This is a genomic window from Gloeocapsopsis sp. IPPAS B-1203 (genome assembly GCF_002749975.1).
Lineage (GTDB): Bacteria > Cyanobacteriota > Cyanobacteriia > Cyanobacteriales > Chroococcidiopsidaceae > Gloeocapsopsis.
This window is the reverse complement of record NZ_PEIG01000002.1, coordinates 83,787-104,980: the sequence shown is the minus strand read 5'-3', so window position 1 is coordinate 104,980 and position 21,194 is coordinate 83,787. Positions and strand designations below refer to the sequence as shown.

Annotated in this window: 21 protein-coding genes and 1 tRNA gene; 7 read left to right on the top strand and 15 right to left on the bottom strand. The window is 43.1% G+C overall.

The annotated features are described in order from the left end of the window. The 3 genes from CSQ79_RS03775 to CSQ79_RS03765 form a co-directional block, all read right to left on the bottom strand. Nucleotides 1-348 (bottom strand): hypothetical protein, encoded by a 348-nt coding sequence (locus CSQ79_RS03775; protein ID WP_099699872.1) that lies wholly within the window; start codon nt 346-348, stop codon nt 1-3. A gap of 97 nt (nt 349-445) precedes the next feature. Beyond that, the gene (locus CSQ79_RS03770; protein WP_099699871.1) at nt 446-1,075 is read right to left on the bottom strand and encodes an SAM-dependent methyltransferase; all 630 of its coding nucleotides are present in this window, start codon (nt 1,073-1,075) and stop codon (nt 446-448) included. Then, complete coding sequence (locus tag CSQ79_RS03765; RefSeq protein WP_099699870.1) at nt 1,075-2,412, bottom strand: APC family permease; 1,338 nt, start codon at nt 2,410-2,412, stop codon at nt 1,075-1,077. Before CSQ79_RS03765 ends, CSQ79_RS03770 begins: the two co-directional genes overlap by 1 nt. A 1,023-nt stretch (nt 2,413-3,435) precedes the next feature. Here CSQ79_RS03765 and CSQ79_RS03755 point away from each other — a divergent pair. The 4 genes from CSQ79_RS03755 to CSQ79_RS03740 all read left to right on the top strand — a co-directional run bounded on the left by CSQ79_RS03755 (nt 3,436) and on the right by CSQ79_RS03740 (nt 8,894). Then, nucleotides 3,436-3,738: a hypothetical protein gene (locus CSQ79_RS03755; protein WP_099699868.1), complete on the top strand. Its 303-nt coding sequence runs from the start codon at nt 3,436-3,438 to the stop codon at nt 3,736-3,738. A gap of 18 nt (nt 3,739-3,756) precedes the next feature. Next, entirely contained in the window at nt 3,757-5,796 is a 2,040-nt protein-coding gene (locus tag CSQ79_RS03750; protein WP_099699867.1) for a hypothetical protein, read from the top strand. A 226-nt stretch (nt 5,797-6,022) separates the two neighbouring features. Continuing rightward, nucleotides 6,023-7,537 (top strand): ferritin-like domain-containing protein, encoded by a 1,515-nt coding sequence (locus CSQ79_RS03745; RefSeq protein ID WP_099699866.1) that lies wholly within the window; start codon nt 6,023-6,025, stop codon nt 7,535-7,537. Between the two features lie 40 nt (nt 7,538-7,577). Beyond that, a complete protein-coding gene (locus CSQ79_RS03740) occupies nt 7,578-8,894 on the top strand; it encodes a YCF48-related protein (RefSeq protein WP_099699865.1) in 1,317 nt (438 codons plus the stop codon). Nucleotides 8,895-9,009: 115 nt separating this feature from the next. Here the strand turns inward: CSQ79_RS03740 and tgt are convergent, their stop codons facing one another. After that, entirely contained in the window at nt 9,010-10,128 is a 1,119-nt protein-coding gene (gene tgt / locus CSQ79_RS03735; protein WP_099699864.1) for a tRNA guanosine(34) transglycosylase Tgt, read from the bottom strand. Nucleotides 10,129-10,205: 77 nt separating this feature from the next. Continuing rightward, on the bottom strand, nt 10,206-10,658 hold the full coding sequence (locus CSQ79_RS03730; RefSeq protein ID WP_099699863.1) for a hypothetical protein: 453 nt from the start codon (nt 10,656-10,658) through the stop codon (nt 10,206-10,208). Nucleotides 10,659-11,033: 375 nt separating this feature from the next. Here CSQ79_RS03730 and cobS point away from each other — a divergent pair, with 375 nt between their 5' ends. Further along, on the top strand, nt 11,034-11,801 hold the full coding sequence (cobS, locus tag CSQ79_RS03725; RefSeq protein ID WP_289500466.1) for an adenosylcobinamide-GDP ribazoletransferase: 768 nt from the start codon (nt 11,034-11,036) through the stop codon (nt 11,799-11,801). Between the two features lie 139 nt (nt 11,802-11,940). Here the strand turns inward: cobS and CSQ79_RS03720 are convergent, their stop codons facing one another. From CSQ79_RS03720 to puuE, 4 genes are all read right to left on the bottom strand, one after another. Then, on the bottom strand, nt 11,941-12,399 hold the full coding sequence (locus tag CSQ79_RS03720; RefSeq protein ID WP_099699861.1) for a pre-peptidase: 459 nt from the start codon (nt 12,397-12,399) through the stop codon (nt 11,941-11,943). 141 nt (nt 12,400-12,540) lie between these two features. Further along, on the bottom strand, nt 12,541-13,239 hold the full coding sequence (locus tag CSQ79_RS03715) for a ComF family protein (protein WP_099699860.1): 699 nt from the start codon (nt 13,237-13,239) through the stop codon (nt 12,541-12,543). A gap of 181 nt (nt 13,240-13,420) precedes the next feature. Then, nucleotides 13,421-13,558: a hypothetical protein gene (locus tag CSQ79_RS27365; RefSeq protein WP_289500465.1), complete on the bottom strand. Its 138-nt coding sequence runs from the start codon at nt 13,556-13,558 to the stop codon at nt 13,421-13,423. A gap of 219 nt (nt 13,559-13,777) precedes the next feature. Then, nucleotides 13,778-14,692, bottom strand: coding sequence for an allantoinase PuuE (gene puuE, locus CSQ79_RS03705; protein ID WP_099699858.1), 915 nt, complete (start codon nt 14,690-14,692; stop codon nt 13,778-13,780). 248 nt (nt 14,693-14,940) lie between these two features. On the opposite strand from puuE, the gene CSQ79_RS03700 reads away from it, so the two are divergent. Continuing rightward, nucleotides 14,941-15,432: a GNAT family N-acetyltransferase gene (locus CSQ79_RS03700; protein ID WP_099699857.1), complete on the top strand. Its 492-nt coding sequence runs from the start codon at nt 14,941-14,943 to the stop codon at nt 15,430-15,432. Here CSQ79_RS03700 and CSQ79_RS03695 read toward each other — a convergent pair. The 6 genes from CSQ79_RS03695 to CSQ79_RS03670 form a co-directional block, all read right to left on the bottom strand. Continuing rightward, entirely contained in the window at nt 15,392-16,321 is a 930-nt protein-coding gene (locus CSQ79_RS03695; protein ID WP_099699856.1) for a sensor histidine kinase, read from the bottom strand. The two genes, CSQ79_RS03700 and CSQ79_RS03695, sit on opposite strands and share 41 nt — an antisense overlap. Nucleotides 16,322-16,337: 16 nt before the next feature. After that, a complete protein-coding gene (locus CSQ79_RS03690; RefSeq protein WP_099699855.1) occupies nt 16,338-16,922 on the bottom strand; it encodes an L-threonylcarbamoyladenylate synthase in 585 nt (194 codons plus the stop codon). Nucleotides 16,923-17,046: 124 nt separating this feature from the next. Beyond that, nucleotides 17,047-18,003 carry a peptide chain release factor N(5)-glutamine methyltransferase gene (prmC, locus tag CSQ79_RS03685; protein WP_099699854.1) on the bottom strand — a complete coding sequence of 319 codons (957 nt, stop codon included), beginning with the start codon at nt 18,001-18,003 and terminating at the stop codon, nt 17,047-17,049. A 3-nt stretch (nt 18,004-18,006) separates the two neighbouring features. Then, the gene (locus CSQ79_RS03680) at nt 18,007-18,903 is read right to left on the bottom strand and encodes a Tic22 family protein (RefSeq protein ID WP_099700281.1); all 897 of its coding nucleotides are present in this window, start codon (nt 18,901-18,903) and stop codon (nt 18,007-18,009) included. A gap of 228 nt (nt 18,904-19,131) precedes the next feature. Further along, nucleotides 19,132-19,205, bottom strand: a tRNA-Pro gene (locus CSQ79_RS03675). Between the two features lie 69 nt (nt 19,206-19,274). Beyond that, the gene (locus CSQ79_RS03670) at nt 19,275-19,826 is read right to left on the bottom strand and encodes a GNAT family N-acetyltransferase (protein ID WP_099699853.1); all 552 of its coding nucleotides are present in this window, start codon (nt 19,824-19,826) and stop codon (nt 19,275-19,277) included. 415 nt (nt 19,827-20,241) lie between these two features. Between CSQ79_RS03670 and CSQ79_RS03665 the strand changes: the two genes are divergently transcribed. Then, nucleotides 20,242-21,144, top strand: coding sequence for an alpha/beta fold hydrolase (locus tag CSQ79_RS03665; RefSeq protein WP_099699852.1), 903 nt, complete (start codon nt 20,242-20,244; stop codon nt 21,142-21,144). Nucleotides 21,145-21,194 lie beyond the last annotated feature (50 nt).

Below are 21,194 nucleotides of genomic sequence, written 5' to 3'. Positions count from 1 at the left end.
TTATGGTGCATTAGGAATTTCTAATGCGTCTAGATTTGCTTCAACGGCATTAATAAATCCTTGATCGCTTAAAGTCTCTGTGGGCAGTTCTCCAGCATTAACTGCCACCTGTACGAGTTTTTTCGCACTGATTCGCCCATCATTGCTATCTGCAAACATTCCACTATATCCGCGAATACCTTGACGGCGATAATGCCCTTGATAAGCTAAGGAAACTAGGGTAAACGGTGTCAGTTTTCTGTTAGTAGACCGAACTACCATAGCATTTGATGCTGTTTCGGCTTGCGCAACAGGTACAAACACAATTATTGTGAGCAGTAATCCTCCAACGAACATATAGCGATTCATAGAATAGCTCCTTGTTCAAAATGCAAAGTTATTGCCTCGTCTGATACTTGCCCTTCTGCTAATTTCTAACTCTTTTCTAGTCACTAATCACTAACCACTATGTACTTGAGTCAGTATCGCGTAAATTAGCTGGAATCTGTTCAGGAATTACCCAGTAGTAGATTGTAGAACCCTCTTGCGTTTGTACAACTTGATCGGGTTTCCAGTCACCCATATCGAAGTCATGGGAAACAATACGCGTACCTGGCTTGAGTTGTTTGAATAACTGAGGACGTAGCTTTACATTCAGTTCTGGTAATAGGTAAAGTGTTACCACCGTTGCTTCACTAAAGTCACTCTGGAATAAATCTTGTTGCAGAAACTGAACGCGATCTGTGACTCCAGCTTTTTGAGCGTTTTCGTTAGCTTCCTGAATCCGTTCGGGATTGATATCAATCCCTACACCGCGAGTACCGTACTTCTGTGCTGCCGTAATTGGTATTCTGCCATCACCGCTACCTAAGTCATAAATGACATCATCTTTAGTAACTTTGGCAAGCGTTAGCATTTCGTCTACCACTTCCTGTGGAGTTGGTACGTAAACAACGTCAGGTTGGCGTTCGGGACTTTGAGTAGGAGTTTCTACTTGAGGTGTTTGTGCATTTGTGAGGGTTGGTGAGTCACATCCAGCAACTCCCATGAAAACGCTAATTGCCATCAGCACCCATGCTGTTCGTTGTAACTGCATTACTCTCTCCTTGAATTATGGTCACGCATGAATCGCGCGATAAATAATAACGGTACACCAGCTAGCAAAACTGCGACACCTACTAACGCCCCAACTCCGGTGTAAGCCAAGCTGGATTGCAGCATATAAGCACAGAACACACAAAACAATAGCGGAATTAATGGATATAGCGGAACGCGAAATGGACGGATAACATCGCGATCGCGCCTCCGTAAAACAAACAGCGACACACCTGTCAGTAAGAAAAAGAACCAAAAGACAGGTGCGGTATAGTCTACCATTGTTTCAAAGCCATTACGGGTAATTGTGCCAAGTAGCACCAGTAATAATGCGATCGCTCCCTGTACAAGTAATGCTGCAGCTGGTGTATTTCCGCGCATTCTCCATTGTCCTAAAAAGCTAAATAGCGGAAAGTCTCGTCCTAAAGCATAGTTTGTTCTTGCACCCGTAAAGATTGTTGCATTAGTAGAACACAAAGTTGTCACAACAACAAGCAAACTAATAAACACAGCCCCTGGTTCGCCTACTGATTGACGCATTAATTGTGCTGCTAATGCTTCAGATTCTGCCATACCTGCCAAACCTAAACCCCGCAAGAAAGCTAGGTTTACTAACAAGTAGATTGTCGTAATAATGCCAATACTCCACAACAGCGATCGCACCATATTTTGTTGTACATTGCGTAACTCAGCGGAAATGTACGCAGCTTCATTCCAACCCCCGTAAGTTAATAGCACAAACACCATCGCTAAACCAAAATTTCCTGACGATGTTGTTGCAGGCGCTGTTGCTATTGCTGCGGGTGTAGCAAAGGCAAGTCCAAAGAAAATGAGTAAAATTAAGCCGAGGATTTGGGCTGCTGCTAGCCAATTCTGTGTCCATTTCCCGAGTCGTACGCCAAGAATATTCAAACCAGTGAGTAAGGCGATCGCCACTGCTGCATAAATTGAAGCAGAATAAGTTCCCAAACGCCATAATTGCGAGGCATAGTCACCGAACACAAATGCCAACAGTACAATCGAACCTGTCTGAATAACTGCTAACCGCGCCCAAGCAAATAGAAAAGCAAGACTACTACCAAAAGCACGTTGTAAGTAGTAATAGTTACCACCTGGATGAGGATACGTTGTTGCGAGTTCCGCGTAGCATAAAGCACCAACTATGGATACTCCACCGCCCAACAACCACATCAGCAGCGCCATAGTGCTATTAGTGGCATTGCCAGCGACAAGAGAAGGGGTTTCAAAAATCCCTGCACCGATGACAACACCAACAATGAGCGCAACTGCATCCCATACTAACAGTGTCGATTTCATCGTATTGACTGAACTACCCATAGTTGTTATGAAGTGAAATTTTTTAGCCTGAATCGTAGATGCCCTCAGACTGAAGTCAGGGCTACTGAAACAAAGTGTGACGAGCGCACACTGAAATGAGTCCACGCAAGTGGACTTTGTCTACTAGCCGCGAATTCATTCGTAATCGCATTCATGCAGGAGATTTAGTGTATTCCTCATACACCGACTTCCAGTAAACAAGCTGTTAAGTCGAACTTTGTTCAATGTGTCCTCAGTTGATGGAGATGCTGGATTGTGATAAACAGTAATCGGTATATGGTAGTACATCTTGCTCAAATTCACGAGCTATTTCTACTACTTAATTTTGAAATGCACTTGCTACCAATAACTGTGGCTAATATCTCCAAATTATAGACACTACTGATTAAAAAAAGTCAGTTGTCAGTTTGAAGAGTTGTTCTGCTGTCGTTAGTTTTGTGCTGGGCTTTCCTAATGAGTAAATATTGGCATCAACTCAGGTCGCTCACCATAAAAAAATATGGACGCAGAATCAAGGGTATCTTTCAGTTATGGCTTTGAACAGCTCTGAAAATTTGTAGAGTATCTTCAGTTTTTGTCTTGTACTGAGAACCCTGCTTGAGGTTAACCCTTACTAAGAATTTGTGTTAAGTTTTGAGTCTTTTTGGGGAATTTTAACGATGTGGTCTGGAGAAGTATGCAAGACAAAAACTTGAAAATTATAGCTTTTCTAAGTGTCTGTTGATAAACAGATTGTCCATTTAGTAATACAAAAATTTTAGCATTTATTGGCTGGTATTTTTGCGTGTTTTGATACATTATACTCGCAAACTTAGGAAAGCCCAAACTTCAGTTTGCAGAAAAATTGTCAAGTTGAATCGTCATTAAAAGAGAAATGATGAACTTCATTCTAAAAGACGGAGACCCTCAATGATCGTTAACGATTGAGCCTTGAAACTAGTCGCCAATAATTGCTGAAACAAGAACAACCTTAATTTTTCCACAGCCTCGTTTCAGATGATTTCTTGAGTAGCTAGAGATCTAATGACATTACTACATATTGCTTTACAAGATGGTTTTTTCAATGATGAAGTCATCATTCAAGTCAATGGTGAAGAAGCATTTCATGCATCGCAAGTGAAAACAAGATTTCAAATTGGACTTGCAGCTTCTTTTGAAACGAATGTTCCAGAAGGTTTGGTGAATGTGGAAGTGACACTGCCACAGAAAAAGCTAGCACAATCTACTGTTCTAGAAATCTCTGCTTTGACCTATTTGGGGGTTTCGATAACCGCTGATGACAAAATCGTCTTCCATGTATCAGACGAGCGATTTAGATACTTATGATTACAGGAGTTAGTTCAAATGGACGAATTAGTTAGTGGTCTTTATGAGTTGAGTAATGAGATAAATCTTCCCAATCCTACTCCCATTCTGCAACCAGCATCTACCCAAGAGTTGCGATTGGATGTGGATGGACGCTATCCACTTATGAGAGCAAGTGGTACATTTTTCTTTTCAATCGCCTTCAGAACCCATTGGATTGCTAATCTCACCAATACTGGCTTGAATTCGTGGACTGGTGACATTTGGTACAAGGATGGAGACACGGCTTCTTTCCCCTACACCAACCTCAATATTGAAGTGCAACGCAGTCCGTTTCCCGACCAGCGCAGTGCCACAGTCACTTTTTCAGTGGCAGGTGTATCGAATCGCGCCTTGACCTATAAGTACAAATCCCCCGACTTTCATGCGGTAGAGTTTGAGTTCGACTTTGAAGAAAGCATCACGCCATTAACTGAAATTGACACTCACGCGCATCCCAACCGACCAGCAACACTACTTCAAGAAAACCTCTCGATTGAGACAGTGTACCAGCGCACTGGCTTTGCCGTTACTAAGTCAAGGGAAAGTGCAGCTATTGCTGGGCTACCACCAGGACTAGAAGCAAGATGGAGCGACAATGAAATGCACGATGCTATGCAAATCCATTGGTCGCGGTTTGCAAATAGACCTCAATCGTCAATGTGGGTTCTGTTTGCATCGATCCACGAACAGGGGGAAAGCCTAGGTGGGATTATGTTTGATGACATTGGTTCCAATCACCGGCAAGGAACTGCACTCTTTTACAATAGCTTTATTTCGCAGCCACCAACAGGCGACCCTGCGCCAACTGCATGGGTGAATCGGATGCGTTTTTGGACTGCTGTTCATGAAATGGGACACGCCTTCAATCTGGCTCACTCTTGGCAGAAAGCTTTGGGCAATTTTTGGATTCCTCTGGCTAACGAGCCGGAAGCATTGAGTTTCATGAACTATCCCTACCATTATCCCCGAGGCGAACAGCAGGGCAACGGCAGGGCACAGGAATTGCAATTTTTCAGCAAATTTGAGTATCGCTTCAGCGATGCAGAACTACTGTTCATGCGGCACGCGCCTTTCCGATTTGTGCAGCAAGGAAATGCAGATTGGTTTGACAATCACGCTTTTGAGCAGGCTAAAGTGTCTCTCGAACCGTCACTTAATTTAGAATTGCGCGTTAATCGTCAGCAAGCCTTGTTCGAGTTTTTAGAGCCAGTGGTTTTGGAGTTGAAGCTAACCAATATTTCATCCCAGCCCCAGCTGATCAGTGACAAACTCTTGTCCGAACTCGACCACATGATTGTGATTATCAAGAAAGATAGTCAACCCGCTCGTCAGTTTGCTTCCTATGCTCAGTATTGCTGGAAAACCCAACTCCGTGTTTTGATGCCTGGAGAATCAACATACGAATCGCTGTTTGCTTCTGTGGGTAAGGGTGGTTGGGAAATTGCCGAACCTGGTTACTATACAATTCAAGTAGCCTTACACCAAGAAGATACCGAAGAAGACTTGGTTTCCAACCCGCTGAGGTTGCGGATTGCGCCGCCACAAAGTTACGACGAAGAATTTCTAGCGCAGGACTTTTTCTCTGAAGATGTTGGACGTATTCTCACATTTGATGGTAGCCAGGTGTTGGTTAAAGGCAACGATACTCTTAGAGAAGTATCAACAAAATTGAGCGATCGCGCCGTTGCTTTCCATGCAGAGGTAGCCTTAGCTTGCGCCAGCGCCAAGGAATACAAAATCTTAGACTTAGACGATCCCAATCATCCCAAAATCAAAGTGATTTCTCCCCATGTTGAGGAAGCGCGTCAGGAATTTGGGGCTGCTTTGACTGATCGCCCAGCAATGGCTGCTAGATCGCTTGGGCATATTGACTACAAAGACTATGTAGACCGATTTAGCAATTGGTTGCACAAACAAGGGGATGTGCAAGGTGCGGTTGATATTCAAGATAAGTTGTTGCAAACCTTGTCAGAACGAAATGTAACCAACCGAGTCTTAGACGCGATCAAAGCGCGACGTGATGCTTATAAGCAGTAACGATATTGTTGCTAGTGGTTAGTGTTAGTAAAAGAGTCACCTTCACTCACCATTTTAATCATCAGTAATCAACCAGATTTGATATCAATAGTTGTTTTGCAACGGGTGATCGGTCATTGGCAGCAATTAGTAATTAGCGGTTTCTTCGACTAGCTTTTTTCCCCTTGCTAACTGCTAAACGCTAACAGCTTTCCTATTACCTATTACCCATTATCCATTACCCAATATGAGTACAGACAATCAAGTCAAAACCAGAGAAGACTTGCTTTATCTTCTCTCCCAAGCAGCAGAATTAGAACATTCGCTTGCTTGCCAATATCTTTTTACCGCCTTTAGTTTAAAAGAATCTACAGATGAAGGAATTTCTCAAGCTCAATTAAATAAAATTAATAGGTGGCGACGGACAATTAATGAAATTTCCGTGCAGGAAATGCTGCATCTAGCCCTAGCTAGCAATCTGCTCACAGCCATAGGAGGAGCACCATATTTCCGCCGTGCAAATTTTCCCCAGGCTAAAACCTATACATCTTTAAAACTTCAATTCAAACTAGCTCCTTTCAATGAAACCACGCTGAACCGCTATATTTGTTTTGAATTACCAAATCATTTTGACAATGAGGAACAAAGAGAGAATTGGACTCAGTTTTGTCAAAGAATTAGAGACGAAGAATTACTAATATTGTTGACTCTACCAAAACCATTACTGCCAAGAAAACTGGAATATAACACGATTGGTGAACTCTACGGACTCATCCGCCAAGGCTTTGAAACTATCGGGCAAAAACTATTTATTGGCTCGCCTGAAGCTCAAGCAACGGGAATTTTTAAAGAGATGATTCAGGTTAAAGACTTGGATTCAGCAATAAAAGCGATCGATCTCATTGTCGTACAGGGCGAAGGTTCTCCTGCCCAGAGAGATGACAGTCATTTTACTAAATTCACAAAAATTCGCGAAGAGTATTTAGCAGAATTGCAGAACGATGCCAATTTTCAACCGACTCGTCCAGTCATTGAAAACCCCCTCTTAAGTCTTCAGCAAGATAATACAACTCCTGGTGCGAATATTATTACCGATACCCTAAGCCGCGATGTAGTAGAGATCTTTGTTGCTCTTTATGAGGTGATGTTGCAGATACTCCTACGTTTCTTTGCCCACACCGAAGAAAACGACGAACAGATGTACGTTCTCAAGAGTGCGTTTATTAGTCTGATGCCTTTTGGCATTTCTCCTTTGGCTAAAGCAATCACTCAATTACCAGCAGGCGAAGGCTTTCTAGGTATGAATGCAGGTCCAAGTTTTGAAGTCTATGCAGATGTGCAGTTGCTTCCGCAGATGCGTAGTGCTTGGATCTTTTTCCAAGAGAGGCTGCAAGAAATTGCCCAAGCTTGTGACGCGCTGATTAACGACGCGAGAACTCAACCTTTTCCTCAATTGCGACCAGCTTTAACAGAGGTTTCAGTGTCGCTGAAGAACATCGCGCATACCATTTCTCCCGAACCCAATGGGGGAACCTGGACTAACGGGATTTCTCAATTATTCTCTCCAATGGATGTAGCTCATATGAAGTCGCAACCGCGATTTCCCGTCAATCTTGGTGATTATGAGGCTGTGAAAAATAATGCAGACGAAATTTTAGACTCGGTAGCTTCCAAGTCTATGCCTTTACTTCCCGAAGGACCTTGGACAGAAGCAAGAATTAACCTATTCCAGCAGTGGAAAGATAGTAATTTTCCTCAGTAATCCAAATAACTGTATACCTAAGCAAGAGGCAATATTTGTCATGACATCTGTAAACTTACAATGGTTTCCTACTAATGCACCTATAGCTAGTTCGAGAACTGATGATATTTGGTTTATCGACGCTTTGGTAGGTTGGGCAGTTAACAGTAACGGTCAAATCATCAAAACTACCGATGGCGGCAATACCTGGGAGCAACAATTGCAGGATAGTGTTTACTTAAGGTGTATTGGTTTTGCTAATCCCTTAAAAGGATGGGCTGGAACGCTAACAGCAGGAAAACGTTTATACTCTACTACAGATGGCGGTCAACATTGGCAGTTGATAGACAATATTCTTCCCGAACTTGCCCCATCAGCAATTTGCGGTCTTTCAGTTGTGAATGAATCAGTTGTTTACGGTTCGGGAACTAACTTTCCTAATCGCCCTCCGCGTATAGTTAAGACTATCGATGGTGGAGCAACTTGGACTGCGTTGGATATGAGCGAATATGCCACACTTTTAGTTGATAACTATTTCATGAATGAGGATTGTGGCTGGGTTGTTGGTGGAAAAGCCGATCCGACTATTACTAATCCTAGTCGCGATGATGTTATTCCAGTAGTTCTCTATACAGAAGATGGAGGAAAAACTTGGGTAAACCGAGTCGCCGATATTACCTCTTTTCCTTTAGGAGAATGGGGTTGGAAAATTCAGTTTCTCAATGCAAATGTTGGATTTGTCTCGCTGGAAAATTTCAATCAAGGCGCAATTCTCAAGACAATAGATGGTGGAAAAATTTGGACGAGACTTCGTATCAACGATCCTCAAGGAAATGCCAACCTCGAAGGTATAGGATTTGTTGATGAGAACCAAGGTTGGGTTGGTGGTTGGGGAGATGCTGACTTTGAAGGAGGTTTTAGCAGCGAAACCAAAGATGGTGGAAAAAATTGGCAAGATGCCAATCAGATCGGACAATTTATCAATCGCTTCCGATTTTTTGGTAATCCCGTGACTGTCGGCTATGCTTCAGGCAAGACTGTTTACAAGTATTCTACTGCACCAGTAACAGCCCCTGTGGTGGAGAGAGTTGCACCTTTAAGATTTTTGACAACAAACGCGCCAGAACAATTTGAGAAAGCAGTGACGATCGAGTATACGTTACCGGAGAATGTCAACAAAGTCACGATTGATATTTGGAATCAGTTTGGTGCTTATGTTCGCCAACTAGTTGATGAAACTCATCCGAGTGCTGGTCAAAAATCTGTTGTCTGGGATGGTAAAAATGATGCGGGGGAATTTTTACCCCCTGGAATCTTTATTTATAGATTGACTGTAGATGGCAATGCAGAAAGTCGGGTGATTCGTTTGAAAGCTTAACAAAATGTTAGCTAAACTGAATTATGAATAGTATCTAGCTTTTCGCAAAAAGATATTTATTCTACAAAACACATCACAGCGATCGCACATCCCAAGCTTGCTGACATGAATATATTCAATCTTCTGCTTGTGTCAGCCAAGGTGCAAATTCAGTTGTGAAGGAATCGCTTAATATTGCCTCGCGCATACGTTGGGTAAAGCGGACGAGTTCAGTGATGTTGTGAATACTCAAAAGTGTGTAAGCTAAAATTTCGCGCGATCGCACCAAATGACACAAATACGCTCGTGTAAAATTTTGACATGTGTAGCACGGACATGTTTCATCAAGGGGCGTAAAGTCTTCGCGAAACTGAGCATTTTTTAAGTTCCAACGATTCCCCTGTTGTACCAATGCCGCACCATGTCGCGCTAATCGTGTAGGAATCACGCAATCAAACAAATCAACGCCTGCGGCTACAGCTTGCGCCATTTCACGATATGTACCCACACCCATCAAATAGCGTGGTTTTTCACGCGGGAGAAACGGCGCGGTTGCTTTGACTATCTGATGAATCAGTTCTGGTGGTTCTCCGACACTCACGCCACCAATTGCATATCCTGGTAAATTCAATTTAGCAAGTGCCTGAGCAGCTTGCGCGCGTAAATCTAAATGAATGCCACCTTGCACAATTCCAAATAATGCTTGATCTTGACGCTGATGAGTAGCGATACAGCGTTCTAACCATTGGTAAGTTCGATTTGTTGCGGCTTCAACTGCTGTACGGCTTGCAGGGTAGGGCGGACATTCATCAAACGCCATAATCACATCCGCACCCAAAGTATTTTGAATCTGAATAGACTTTTCTGGTGTGATATGAATAACTTGACCATCACGCGGCGAACGAAAAGTGACACCTTCATCAGTAACTTGCCGCAATTCACTTAAACTAAAAACTTGAAATCCACCTGAATCAGTAAGCATTGGTCCATGCCACTGCATAAATGAGTGTAAACCGCCAGCTTTTGCTACAATCTCTTCGCCAGGTTGGAGGTGGAGGTGATAAGTGTTCGCTAACACCATTTGCGCTCCTGTTTCTCCAAGTTGCGCTGTGGTGATTGTTTTTACATTAGCTAGCGTTCCCACTGGCATAAACCGTGGTGTTTCGACAATACCATGTGGTGTCAGAAAAAGCCCAGCCCGTGCTTCTGTTTGGCTGCACTCAGCCAAAACTTGAAACAAAAATTTCTCACTCAAAATAAAAGTTACTGTTGAACAAACAAAGGAAAATCACTAACTCGCTAATAGCTAATTGCTAATTGCTAATCGCTTGCTTAAAATGGACAAGCACCATCATCGTCACTTTCTGCATCCCATCTTGCCGAAAAGACTTGATCCATCATAACTTCAAGAGCCGTTTCATTAAAATTCCGCGAAGCTCGTTCTTGCATAGGAGTAGACAACGGAATCAAGCGCAAGCATCGGCTATCTTGGATTAAATCAAAATAAGTTTCTTGTTGTGGTGACTGTTGTAGTTCTACATAATCAAAACTATAAACGTTTAGATATAGGGCTTGATTGGCTACAATTGTAGACTGACTTGGGTTAGCAATCACCTCTACCACATCTCCCTCGCCCTCGCTTTGTATTTTACCTTCCTGAATATGCAAATAGCGGACGCGACCTAAATCAGCCAGCAGTCTCCGCATATCTATCTTGTTGACGACTATACCAGTGTGAATAATGCACGGTGCTGGCAACCCAGTGTCGGAGCTATGGTGATTCATAATCAAACAGCCTTTTAGCAATTACAGAGAATACAAACGAAAGGGGAAGTGCTTTCCTGAACAAGTAGTGTACTAGTTAAATAACTTTCTGCTGACGCTATACATTGAGATACCTATGAATTCTATATAGATTAGGCGTAGATTGTGTCCTTGGTTGAAATATTTTAAGAACAAACTACCTCTAAAAATGTAAGTTGGCAGATAAATAAGGTAGAAGCTCAGTTAGAGAGGCATAGAAAAGGTAAGATGACAGAAAGAACAGACAATTAATGCTCTGTCCCTGTCAATCTTATCTCAAGTTTTGTGCAGCGATCCTGCTGCTGATGTCTGATTTTTTATTTATTTTTCTGCAATTTGTTTTGATGGATAGCTGCGGTGGATAAACAATGGTGGAATCAACTACGGTTTGATTTAGCAGCTGCCTTCGTTTTTTATACTTGTCTTCCTATACCTTTTGCGACGACGCTAGAGTTCTGTGGTGTATCTCGATATGTAGCGCTAGTAGGACTAGTTATTGGAGGAGTTTTAGGACTCTTGGATACAGGATTGAACTTTGTTGGCATACCTATGCTCACACGTAGTGTATTAGTTATCATCAGCTGGATTGCTCTGACTGGTGGACTCCACTTAGATGGGGCAATGGATACTGCTGATGGGCTAGCTGTACAAGATCCGCAAAAAAGGTTACAGGTGATGGCAGATAGTGCTACCGGAGCATTTGGGGCTATGGCAGCGATCGCCTTATTAGTTCTAAAAACTGCGGCATTGAGTGAGATCAGTTCTGATCGTTGGTTCGCATTGATGGCTGCGTGTGGTTGGGGACGCTGGGGACAGCAACTTGCGATCGCCCGCTATTCTTACTTAAAACCAACAGGTAAAGGTGCTTTTCATAAAGCTGCTTTACACCCACGCGACATTTTACTGGCATTGTTGTTGTTACTGGGGTTGAGTAGCTTCAGAATCTTACTTCACAATGACGTTATGAGTAGTGTAATGATAGCGATCAGTGGAAGTGCGATCGCTTTTCTTACTGGCGCTTGGTTCAATCACAAACTCGGAGGACATACCGGAGATACCTACGGTGCAGTCGTAGAATGGACAGAAGCATTATTATTGTGTGTACTAACAGCACTACAACACTAAAAAGCAGAGTTATGAGGGGTGAGGAGTGAGGGGTGAGTTAAGAAAATTCAAAACGTGCTAACGCACCGCTACGCTAACAAAACGTGCTAAGGCACCGCTACGCTAACATAATTCAAAACTCTTTAGGACTCAAAACTCATCAAATCGGTCGTAGTCTTGTCACTCGCAGGGTAAATGCTCCTCCACCAGTTTCACCAAATGAACGGACACGAACAATGTAATTTCCAGTTTGTGTAATGCGAGTAAAAAGTAAAGAATTTGTCGTACCATCAGGACCATCGTCATTTTCTGCAAGCGTAGCGCCTTCAGGTGACATCAAGGCAACAATGGTATCAAATTGATCTGATACTAAATCAATCGCGATATTATCGCCTTGGTTGAATCTTACTAAGTAATCGCGGGCAAATCCGCCATCTCCTGTAGGAATATCTCGTTCTGAGAGCGTATCAGAAACTTGATTACTAGAAGGCAAAGGAATAGGATTGTATAATCTGGTTTGTTGAGCGATCGCTGAGGGAACAAAACTTGTTCCCACTGCAAGCAACGTCAAGGGAAGCACTATCCGGCTCAACCTTGTTGCACAAGCTTTTATTATCATTTAGCGCAGTATTCCGGCAAAACGGCTTAGGTGGGTTTATTATAAGTGGCGTTTTCATACATTGCCCATGCTTTCATTAATTTGCTGCAGGGCACAAACGCAAAGAATAAAGGTTAATCAGGAGAAATAACATATTAAACTTTACATTACTTTGTTCTCACTTTTATCATTGAGAATATTTCTACTAGGAGCGGCGATTGCAACGGCACCATACACAGATATTCCTTGTTTTTGTAAAGTTTGAACCGCTGAACGTACTGTTGCTCCAGTAGTATAAATATCATCTAGCAATAGAACTCGATATTTTGGACGTTGGCGCTGAAATTCTGTTCCTAGTGAAAACGCTGTTGCTAAATTTTGTTCTCTTTCTGATGCAGATAAGCTAAATTGTGCCTCTGTTGCTTTGATTCGTTTTAAACCATGCGATCGCAAAGCGAATCCAGTAAAATCGCAAAAACTCTCTGCTAGTAGTTCAGCTTGGTTATAGCCCCGCTTTTTTAACTTGTCGGCGTGTAATGGTACAGGAACAACAACTAATTTTTTGTCAGGTTGCGAAGTGAGCCATGCTTGTGCTAACCATTGACCCAGTGGCTTGGCAATTTGATGTTGATTGTTGTACTTCAAAGCAGCGATCGCACTTTTGAGCGTACCTCTATAGTCTCCCCAAGCAAAAACTGGTAATTCTTGCTGGAAATAGTGATGATTAGTAAGTTTGCAGCGTTGCAGCTGTCTATGACAGTCTTGACAAAATTCTTGTGGAGTAGGACGCTGGCAAAGTGGGCAGTGAGATTGAAGAAATAACTTGAGTAAGCCTTGCAAATTCAGCGTCCGATTTGGCATCTGTGCCCGCTAGTATTTCAACATGAGTCGTTCCCAGTTTTAGCAAAATACCAGCTATGTAGTGTAGCTCAGATCACATACCTGATTCGTGTTAGTGGCGTCAAGATATAGCAGACGTGCAGAAGAAAACAGATAACTGCGTTAGCGTAACGGGGCATAGCCTATTACGAATCAAATTCATCTAATTTGTGTAATGAGATTCTAACCAATCGCGTTCTTCTTCTGCGGATGGTAGATAAGTGTAAAAACGTGCCTTGTGTGCATACCGATCTTTATAAGCAGAATTGCTACGCTGTAGATATTCCGACTTGTAAATCATCCAAGATCCGATCCTGTGACATAGGGCTTGCAGCAATTGCCACAACTCTGCTGCACTGCTCGTTTTATTTTTGGGTGAATACTGTTTGTTGTTCATACTATAGTATTTATTTTCTGTAGTGAAATATACTTTTGAATATATTTCTATGATACTTCAAGTGGCATAGACAACAATTCACCCATTTGAGCGATTCTGATTGACTCTCAATTGGTGCGTGAGTTATTTATCACTGGGTTTGTGATATTGGTGCCAATGTTGAGCAATATCAATGCGGCGACAGAGCCAGACGCGATCGCGTTGCTGCACGTAATCTAGAAAACGAGCTAGGGCAGCTGCACGTCCAGGTCGTCCTGCTAAGCGGCAATGTAATCCTACATTCATCATTTTGGGTGCAGTTTCGCCTTCGGCATACAAAACATCAAAGGCATCGCGGAGATAGGCAAAAAACTGATCGCCTGAGTTAAAACCTTGAGTTGTGGCGAAGCGCATATCATTATTATCCAAGGTGTATGGAATGACAAGATGAGGTTTGCCATAGTCTTGTATCCAGTAAGGCAAGTCATCTGCATAGCTGTCTGAGTCGTAGAGAAAGCCACCTTCTTCTACCACCAATCGGCGTGTATGAGCACTCGTGCGACCAGTGTACCAACCTAGAGGACGACTACCTGTCACTTGTGTGTGAATAGCGATCGCTTTGTGTAGATGTTCGCGTTCTTCTGCTTCACCAAAATACTTATAATCAATCCAACGCCAGCCATGACTGGCAATTTCCCAATCAGCTTCGCGCATAGCTGCAACTGCTTCTGGGTTGCGCTCTAGTGCCATAGCAATTCCATAGACAGTAACCGGAATTCTGCGTTCAGTAAAAATTCGATGCAGTCGCCAGAAGCCAGCCCGACTGCCATACTCATAGACTGACTCCATATTCATGTGTCGCAACCCCATTAAAGGAACTGCGCCAACAATTTCTGATAGGAATGTTTCTGATGCTTGATCGCCGTGTAAGATGCAAGTCTCTCCCCCTTCTTCGTAGTTAATCACAAACTGCACGGCAACCCGTGCTTGGTTTTGCCATTGGGGGTGTGGTGGCTTGCGCCCGTAACCAATCATGTCGCGAGGATAATCTGCTGGCATTCTCGTTGTGTTTTGTGTCGTTGCAATTTTCGATATTTCAACTTAGCCGGTTCCGTTCTTGGTTGGGCAATGAGTATTCTTAATTTAATGACGAATTACCAATTAATATCAGTACGTTTAATTAGTAACAGTTTTAAAATTTACTTTATGGCAAATTTACTGTGGATTACTGGCTATACACAGTAACGACTTTGTTTTGCAAAGTATAAACCAAGCGTTACGATATACGAAGCTCAAATCAGGACACTATGGACTACAGCCACATTCAATTTTGCGATAGTTCGATTTCGATAGATGGTCATTGCCAATCGCCGCTTAATCTCCACCAACTACACAATTTATTTCAGGTGGCAGCTTTTTGGGCACAAGATCGTACTCTTGAAGATTTGAGTATTGCCATTAGTAATAGTAAACCAGTGATGAGTGTCTGGGATGGCGAAAAACTGATTGGTTTTGCTAGAGCAACTTCAGATGGTGTTTATCGTGCAACAATTTGGGATGTTGTGATTCACCCTGACTATCGAGGTGCTGGGCTAGGGCGTAAGTTGGTGGAAAGTGTTTTAACTCATCCACACATGAATCGAGTAGAACGTGTTTACTTGATGACAACTCACCAGCAGAGCTTTTACGAACGAATTGGTTTTGAGTGTAATTCTAATACCACGATGGTACTGTACAACCAACCAAAGTTAGGTTTCCCTACTCAGGAAATTCAGCTTCAGGAATTACCAGGGGGATAGAAATTTGAATCCGCGTTAGTGGCTCAATATCTGTTACAGGGGAAACGGGTAAAAAGCTGAGACTAGCTTGCATAAGTTCCAATACTGTCTGATTCAGCAGTAGCTTAAACCCAGGGGAAAGAGTTTCTTCTTGTTGTAAGCTTATTTGTTGCTCGAAGTGCATTGCATCTAATGATTCAGACCAAGTGTCGATTGGTAATGGCACATCGAAGGAAATATAAGCTAATTCAGCATTTGGGATGAGTTGAGATGATATGACAATGCTGCCTGCTTCCATTGTTTGGATACAAGTTTCCACTAAGTTTAACAGTACAAAGCGCAACCACTGTGGATCTGCCAAAATATAAGTTTCAGGATCAAGGGATGATATTTGAAGTTTAATATTACGATTGGCTGCTAAAGTCTGTGTAAGATGCTCAATTTCCTGAAGCGCAGCAGTTAACTGCAATGGCTGAATTTCTAAAGTGTCGCTGTTATTAGCAATGCGGGCAACATCAAGAATTTCGTCAAGTAACTTGACGAGTTTGAGTGCCATTTGCTGGGCTTGAGCGACAAACTCGCGCTCTTCAGCAGGGTTATCGCATAAATCAGATAAAATCAATTGGTGCAATCCAATCAGACTATTTAATGGCGATCGCAGTTCGTGAGCAGTACGTACTAAAAAGCCAGCTTTGAACTGACTAAGTTCTTGAGCAAGCTGATATGCTAACTGAGTTTGCCGTAGTTGTTTTAATACTGATTCAGTCGGTGTCGCGAGTGGAAGTTGCTGATGCGTTTGCAATAACTTCTCTTCATTAACCGATTTTTTGTCACGTTGTGCAAATGCTTTGTGACTTCCCAGTCCTAACCCTAGCCCTGTTGCTAGATATACCCAATTAATCCAGCTCATTCGTTTTTATACAAGCTTAAACTTCTAACTCTACCGCTCCTTGCCGCAAAATCTCCCAACTTTTACCTGTCCATTTTGCCACAGTAGAAGGAGCACCGATATGACTATTTTCTGCAATGTCTAATTGTGAGAGCGTCATGACATCAGGAAACTGCGCAGCAATTTCTGCCATTGTTTGCAACGGCGGCTGACCTGATAAATTAGCGCTTGTTGTCGCTAAGGGACCTGTTTGTGCCAAAATACTTCGCGCGATCGCGTTGGCGGGCACTCGTAATCCAATTGTACTAGGGTCAGTGGGATTAACCTGTTTAGGTACGCGTGTTGATGCAGGCAGCACAAGCGTTAATGCTCCAGGCCAGTATAAGTCAGCGATTTGCTGCCATTGCGTTTTTCCGTCGCTTTCAGCAACAAAACCCCAAAGATCGCTTGCCTGGGCACCCATGAGAATTAATGGTTTATCTTGACTGCGTTGCTTGAATGTAAAAATTAAATCTGCCTTTTCTGGCAATGCGGCGAGGGCAGGGACTGTATCTGTAGGAAAGCTAACTACATAACCAGAACGTACCCCAGCTACGAGTTCGGTAATAGAAACTTGAGTCATAACTTTTCCCCGCTTCGCTTCAGTGCTGAATTATGAGAGTTCAATTGTTAATTGAAGAAGTTTTAACTCAAAACTCAACATTCAAAACTCAAAACTTATGCACAAGTCACTCATGACTCACCCCTCACTCCTCACCCCTGCGGTAGGCTAAAGCAAATCGTTCAATACCTGCAAGATCGGGATAAATTTCAATATCGCAGTAGCTGCCGTGACTTTGCAAGAGTGCAGCAACAACCTCAGCTTGTCCTGCCATCATCTCAATTAGCCAGATACCACCAGGTTGTAGGTAGTCAGCAGATGTTGCTACCAAATGGCGAATGCAGTCTAAGCCGTCATCACCACCGTTTAGAGCTAACGAGGGTTCGTGAAGTGCGACTTCGGGTTGTAGTTGTGGTACAAGCTGACTAGGAATATAGGGTGGATTTGACACCACACCACTCAGCTGACCTTTAAAATCTAAAGGCTCCCACCAAGAACCTTGATAGAAATGAATTTGATGGGCAAGACCAACTGCCTGGGCATTCTGGCGTGCTACTGCTAATGCTGCTGCGCTGCAATCAACCGCATGAATCGTTGCTTTTGGTAATGCTTGAGCAAGTCCGAGTGCGATCGCGCCACTACCAGTTCCCAAGTCCGCCCAGTGTCCTGATTCGAGTTGGCAATCATGATTTTGCACTGCAGCAACAGCTAAATCAATGATGTACTCGGTTTCAGGACGGGGAATTAATACGGCAGGGGAAACCGCCAGCTTAAAATGTCGCCACGGTGTCACTCCTGTAATGTATTGCACTGGTAAGTGTTCATTGATGCGGCGTTGCCATAAATCCTCTAACTCTTCTAGTGATAATTGAAGTGGAATCTGTGGCAGGTTTTTGAACGATTCTAAGCGTAAGGAGAGACGATCTAATCCGGCGACTTCTTGCAGTAACCAATCTACTTCTGTGACAGGCACATTAGCAGCGAGCGCTGCTTTTTGAGCAGCACTACGCCATTGCCAAAGCGCTAAACCAGATGTTAGCAGCGGAAACTTGCGTGCGGGGGTTCCTCCGCTCTCGCAAAGTTTCCAAGACAATTGACTCATAGATTAACGGCGCTGGGGCGCTGCTTGTTGCGGTGCTGGACGCTGGGGTTGAGCTTGATTTTGACCACCTGCGGCAGGTTGTTGGAGCGATCGCACGTACTGAATCGACTCTTGGGGTGGAACGAGGACAATTTGCTGTACGCCCTCGTCGTTGCGAGTTTTCAGAATTTCTAACATTCCTTCTAAATTGAGGACTTGGATATCAACCGTAGAGGCTAACTCAGGTTGCTGCTTTTTAAAACGGTCGAGCATTCCTTGTAATTCTTCTTTATTGAAGTAGAAAGGAATAACTTCAACTTCTGCTTGCTGGTTATTTGCTTGGGGGCGGTTAATCTTCATCGTCAAGTAGCCCCTTTCTTTTCCGGCTCGCGCGACGAATAGCGGAGTTCCTACACAATCTTCTAACTGTCTTTTGTTTTGTTCGCATGCTTTACGTAACTCTGAGTTACTACCACCTTGTCGCAAAAGAGTTAAAGCCGCATCAAATTGCTGTTTTGCGGGTATGTAAGCAATATCTAATGAATTTGGTTGATTTTGGTTGGCTTGTTCAAGTTTATATACCTCTCCTAGTGGCACAGGGACAACTCTTACTGTATTCCCTAGCTGTGGATTTGTTTTCTTAAGATTGTTCACAAACGCTTGGGCATCTTTTTGGCTAATAAAAACGCCAGCGACTGGACTTTGAGCTTGTTGATTTTGATTTTGTGCGTTCTGAGGAGGAGTTGCGACAAGAGGAGCACCTTGGCTGTCAGTGATAGTGAAGACAGGGACAGAACCCAATTTTTGCAAAATTTGCTCTTGCGGCAAAGCTAGTGCCCGTAGATTACCTGTAAGGGTAGAACCCATGATGGCGCTTCCTAGAATTCCTAAAGCTGCGCCCCAACGAAAAATTGATTTCATAACTGCTCCTGGCATTAATCGCCCAATAGATTATGACAAAGTATCTGGTTTGTAAACGCGCTGCAGTAATTTTTGTTATGTTAGCGCTTTGCCACTCGCTTTGCTTATTGAGCGAGTAATTGATAATAACCAAGCCAGACGTTGCCGACGATCAGATCGTTCCGCCTGACAGAAATGTAAGCAATTTTTCAAGAAAGCTCAATGAAATTATATTGATATTGTTATGTATCGGGATGACAGGATTTGAACCTGCGACATCCTGCTCCCAAAGCAGGCGCGCTACCAAGCTGCGCTACATCCCGTAATTTGAGTTGTGCCCTAGCTAGTATAGCATAGCGGGGCTAGTTTTTACGATTTAATTTTCAATACGCTTAGCTGGGGTACCAAAACATGCCTTTGATACCTTCAGGATCAGACATAAATCCTAAGCTACGATAAAAATCCACAACGTGAGGATCGGCAAATAATGTAATGTTGCTGATGTCTTCACTTCTGAGTTTTTTGATCGTGTATTTCATCAGGGCTTTGCCCAAGCCTTTACCTTGAAAGGATGGGTGAACAACAACGTCCCAAATTGTTGCATTAAAGGCATGATCTGAAGTTGCGCGAGCAAAACCAATCAGTCTTCGTTGAGTACCGCGAACTTCCCACATTGAGGCAACCAAGAAACTGTGCTGCATGGCTTTTTTTACCTTGCGCAACGGACGACGCGACCAACCAACCGCATCACAAAGTTCCTCAAGTTCGTACAAGTCAATTTCACGTTCGCTACTAAAAATAATGCGATCGCCTTCGCCAGATTTTTCTGGGCGATCGCTACTTGGAGCAACACTTGCAGTTGCAATGGCGTACTCCTCATCTGCGGTCGTTTTGGTACCAGCGGTTAACTCAGAACCGCTAAACCAGCTTTTCCAAAAACCCATGCCAGCGTGGTTCGGCTAAATAAGTATGATTAAAGTTGCACCAACTAGTCTGACACTTTTCTGCTTTTTGTGTTAGGTAACACTTTCTGTGCCATACATCTGGCACTCTCAAACGAATTCATTTAGTGCTAATGCTCATAAATGTTAAATGTGTTTGAGAGCTTTGAACAGAATTAAGCCAGGTACTGTGTGAGAAACTAGCTATTCCCAAATGTAGCATTTTTCCCTACAAAGCTGAATCGTATTTGAGAGGAATCATACTGTTTTTCCTTTGAGTTACTGCATCTAGGACAGAAAAACAGGGTTAATAACCTCATCTTCACTTCTTTGAGAGATGCATGAAGCTATGTAGAAATTACAACTCTTTTATAGAAAACTTCAGTTTAGTAAGGGGCGTTCAGGATAGGATATAAACATGGCAACCATTGAAATCCTGGGAGTTCCACACGCTTACGAGCTAACGACTCCAATCGCAGGTTCTTCACACGCTTTGGTCTTTATCCACGGTTGGCTGTTAAGCCGTGGATACTGGCAGCCTATTATTGAGCAATTATCCTCAGACTTTCAGTGTCTTGCTTACGATCTGCGTGGTTTTGGTCAGTCTCAAATAAATCATGTTAGTCGCGAATCGCCACCTCAAGAAAATATCTCAAATTTAGTTCCCTATTCTTGCTACACAGCTGCTGCATATGCCCAAGACTTAGTTGTTCTCCTCGAAAAACTCAACATTACTAGTGCTTGGTTAATTGGTCATTCATTGGGTGGTAGTATCGCCCTGTGGGCAGCCCAGCAGTTACCAGACCGTATTAAGGGAGTCATTTGTGTGAACGCTGGTGGTGGGATTTATCTTAAAGAAGCGTTTGACCAATTTCGGAGTTGGGGTTCGCGACTCATTAAATATCGTCCGCGTTGGTTGTGCTATTTGCCTTTGCTAGATTTGTTGTTTACTCGTGCTAATGTTGTTCAAGCGATCGCACCCGCTTGGGGACGTCAACGATTGATCGATTTTGTTATTGCTCATCCTGAAGCTGCTTTAGGATCTTTACTAGATTCGACAACTGAAGCAGAAATTAACCTGTTGCCAAAAGTTGTATCCCAATTACAGCAACCCGTATATTTTATTACGGGTGACAAAGATCAAATCATGGAGCCTAAGTATGTCCGCCATTTAGCTAGCTTTCATCCCCTCTTTCAAGCCTGTGGCAATAATGTGATAGAAATTCCCCACTGCGGACATTTGGCAATGGTAGAACATCCGCAAACCGTTGCTCATCAGATTTGCTTGTTGTTAGAGCAGCACAAATCAAGCAGAGGGTAGTCAGGTAGGAGGGTGGTAGGGTAATTGGGATTGAGAGTAGGAGGGTTGGA

Bases quoted from the DNA above. Each gene is read 5' to 3' on its own strand.
- CSQ79_RS03740 (WP_099699865.1), top strand. From the start codon at position 7,578: ATGACATCTGTAAACTTACAATGGTTTCCTACTAATGCACCTATAGCT.
- CSQ79_RS03695 (WP_099699856.1), bottom strand. From the start codon at position 16,321: ATGAGCTGGATTAATTGGGTATATCTAGCAACAGGGCTAGGGTTAGGA.
- puuE (WP_099699858.1), bottom strand. From the start codon at position 14,692: ATGCCAGCAGATTATCCTCGCGACATGATTGGTTACGGGCGCAAGCCA.
- CSQ79_RS03670 (WP_099699853.1), bottom strand. From the start codon at position 19,826: ATGGGTTTTTGGAAAAGCTGGTTTAGCGGTTCTGAGTTAACCGCTGGT.
- CSQ79_RS03750 (WP_099699867.1), top strand. From the start codon at position 3,757: ATGGACGAATTAGTTAGTGGTCTTTATGAGTTGAGTAATGAGATAAAT.
- CSQ79_RS27365 (WP_289500465.1), bottom strand. From the start codon at position 13,558: ATGATTTACAAGTCGGAATATCTACAGCGTAGCAATTCTGCTTATAAA.
- CSQ79_RS03775 (WP_099699872.1), bottom strand. From the start codon at position 348: ATGAATCGCTATATGTTCGTTGGAGGATTACTGCTCACAATAATTGTG.
- CSQ79_RS03770 (WP_099699871.1), bottom strand. From the start codon at position 1,075: ATGCAGTTACAACGAACAGCATGGGTGCTGATGGCAATTAGCGTTTTC.
- prmC (WP_099699854.1), bottom strand. From the start codon at position 18,003: ATGAGTCAATTGTCTTGGAAACTTTGCGAGAGCGGAGGAACCCCCGCA.
- CSQ79_RS03680 (WP_099700281.1), bottom strand. From the start codon at position 18,903: ATGAAATCAATTTTTCGTTGGGGCGCAGCTTTAGGAATTCTAGGAAGC.
- CSQ79_RS03730 (WP_099699863.1), bottom strand. From the start codon at position 10,658: ATGAATCACCATAGCTCCGACACTGGGTTGCCAGCACCGTGCATTATT.
- CSQ79_RS03755 (WP_099699868.1), top strand. From the start codon at position 3,436: ATGACATTACTACATATTGCTTTACAAGATGGTTTTTTCAATGATGAA.
- CSQ79_RS03690 (WP_099699855.1), bottom strand. From the start codon at position 16,922: ATGACTCAAGTTTCTATTACCGAACTCGTAGCTGGGGTACGTTCTGGT.
- CSQ79_RS03700 (WP_099699857.1), top strand. From the start codon at position 14,941: ATGGACTACAGCCACATTCAATTTTGCGATAGTTCGATTTCGATAGAT.
- CSQ79_RS03665 (WP_099699852.1), top strand. From the start codon at position 20,242: ATGGCAACCATTGAAATCCTGGGAGTTCCACACGCTTACGAGCTAACG.
- CSQ79_RS03720 (WP_099699861.1), bottom strand. From the start codon at position 12,399: ATGATAATAAAAGCTTGTGCAACAAGGTTGAGCCGGATAGTGCTTCCC.
- CSQ79_RS03745 (WP_099699866.1), top strand. From the start codon at position 6,023: ATGAGTACAGACAATCAAGTCAAAACCAGAGAAGACTTGCTTTATCTT.
- CSQ79_RS03715 (WP_099699860.1), bottom strand. From the start codon at position 13,239: ATGCCAAATCGGACGCTGAATTTGCAAGGCTTACTCAAGTTATTTCTT.
- CSQ79_RS03765 (WP_099699870.1), bottom strand. From the start codon at position 2,412: ATGGGTAGTTCAGTCAATACGATGAAATCGACACTGTTAGTATGGGAT.